1 protein-coding gene and 1 pseudogene are annotated in these 2,334 nt (G+C 69.1%); one reads left to right on the top strand and one right to left on the bottom strand.

Features of this window, described 5'->3' with window-relative positions; all coding sequences use genetic code 11:
* A partial coding sequence (locus VXC91_RS44595; protein ID WP_329513048.1) for a hypothetical protein occupies nt 1-1,278 on the bottom strand: 1,278 nt, incomplete at its 3' end.
* 747 nt (nt 1,279-2,025) lie between these two features.
* Here VXC91_RS44595 and VXC91_RS44600 point away from each other — a divergent pair.
* A pseudogene (locus VXC91_RS44600) lies at nt 2,026-2,334 on the top strand (conjugal transfer protein); the annotation flags it as partial.

Genomic DNA, 2,334 nt, shown 5'->3' on the forward strand with positions numbered 1-2,334 from the left:
GCCGGGCAGGCCGCAGCCGGAGCATTCGATCAGGGCCCGGTAGGTCAGGGCCTCGCTCACCGGGCGGGCGGCGGCGGAGCCGGTCATCGGCTGCGGCCGCGCATCGTCCTGCACGGGCTGGTCGTGGTGGTCGGCCGCGAGGGCGGGCGGCGGGTAGGCCTGGGCGGCGCGCAGGCGGGCGGCGATGATCGCGCCGACCGTGGTCCGCACCGGATTCGGCAGCGGTCGGGTAGCGATGACGTGCCGCAGTTGCTCCTGGCTCCAGCCGGCCTCGAGCATCACAGTCACGACGCGGCCTTGGTCGGTCAGCGCCTGCCCGGTCAGCAGCAGTTCGGGGCGGGCCGCCCCCAGGTCGAGCAGCAGCCGGATTCCCGGATGCATGTCATCCGTTGTAGGCCCGGCTGACGGGGATGTAGGCGCGGCCAACTGGTCCGTCCGTCCGTGCGCTCGTGTCGCGTCGCCGCGGCACGGACGGAGGGGTCTGGTGTTCTGCTTGTTGGTCTTCTTTCTGTTGGTGTTCTTAGTGCCCGGATCAGCCAACGTAGGCTCAGCCAATCTTGGAAAACCCGACTCTGGTTGCGACCTGGGATTTTGCAGGGCGGGCAAGTCGGTGATGAAGTAGAGCGCCTGGCCGAGCGTGCCGTCGGGATTGCGCTCGCGGGTGCGATAGAGGAATCCGTGCCGCTCCAACTGGTTGAGCCCCGTGGTGACCGCGTCAACGCCCTCCGTGCCACGGCGCACCAGTTCAGCAACGCTGACCTGCCAGCCGTCCCGGTGCGTGCTGACGTACCCGAAGATCCCCTTCGCCTTGAAAGACAACCGACTGTCGCGGAACAAGCCGTTGGCGATCTGAGTGAACTGGTCGGCCGCCATCACCCCCCGTCGGATCCCCGCCCCGAAACCGACGTCATGCTCGTCGTCGATCACCACGGTTGAGGTGGCTTCCAGCAGGGAGGCGTCGAGGGCGGCGGGACGGTCGGTGATCGAGTAGACGACCTCGCGGAGCGTTCCGTTCGCCCGGCGTAGGCGTTCGCGGATGAGGTAGCCGTATCGCTCCAGTTCCTTCAGACCGGCGCGGACCGCCTCGCGCCCGTCGGGACCTACGGCAACTAGGTGGGCGAGGGTGACCTGCCAGCCGTCCCGGTGTGTGCTGACGTACCCGAAGATCCCCTTCGCCTTGAAAGACAGCCGACTGTCGCGGAACAGGCCGTTGGCGATCTGAGTGAACTGGTCGGCCGCCATCACACCGCGACGGACACCTGCCCCGAAGCGGCTCACGGCCGTGCTCCCAAAGCGGGCCGCGCACGGTGGCCAGGGCAGCACACCAGGCGCGCCGAGGTGGGGCGACCGTCGATGCTGGGTGCGCGGGCGTGCGTGTGTTCCATGCGTTCAGCTCACCCGCCGACCCCGACCAGGCTGACGGCCATGAACCCCGACCATCGGTCACGATCCGGCAACACAGCCGTCTAGCTGCCGTGGTCGGCCTCATGGTCGGGCCAACCACGCACCATCACCACGGACGCTCAGCGCTTGCGCAGCCACGAACGGGCTGCGCAATCAGACCGCGCAACACCCGTCGGCGTTGCGCAATCGGGCTGCGCAACACCAGTTGGGCCGTGCGCAGTCGAGCCTTGCGCAAGGGGCTGCGCAACCGGCCGAAGATCTTGTGCAGTCGAGTTGCGCCGAGAGGCCGGCTGCGCAGTCCGTAGGTTGCTGGTCTTCTCCTACGCAGGTCCGTACGGAGCACTGCGCAGGTGCCTGCCGCAGCCCGATCGGCCTCCGTCTGCGCACCACACCTGATCGCACAAAGGTCGCCTCTCCGGGGACCGTGCGTCGGATGCGACGGCCTGCCGACAGCTCGCGGCTGACCCGTGGTTGGGGTCATGGTTGGGCCGACCATGACCCCAACCACGGACTTCGTGTCCCCATCGTGACCTTGGTCGGGGGTTCGTGGTCGGTGGTCGGGTCGGGGTCGACGGGTTTTCTCGAGATCAGCAACATCCGTTCTGATCTGGGAGTTTGACCATGCCCCCTGGCAAGCAGGCCTCACCGGGTGAGGTCGCTGCTGCTCCGATGGCGGCCGGTGCCCGGCTGGAGGCGATGCGCCACCGCGTACGCCTCTCACGCGTGGCGGTCTGGACCGTCATCGCGGCCGGCCCCATCGCCCTCGCCGTGGCCATCGCCTCAACCCCGACCACGGTCGCGGCCGCCCCCGCGGCCAAGCCCACCGCCGTGCGCACCGCATCAGCCGCCGACCCGGGCGGCTACGCGCAACTGTTCCTCGGCGCGTGGCTGCGCAGCAGTGCGGACGACGCGATGACTGCGCAGGCGCGG

It is taken from the genome of Streptomyces chiangmaiensis (genome assembly GCF_036281785.1).
Taxonomy (GTDB): domain Bacteria; phylum Actinomycetota; class Actinomycetes; order Streptomycetales; family Streptomycetaceae; genus Streptomyces; species Streptomyces chiangmaiensis.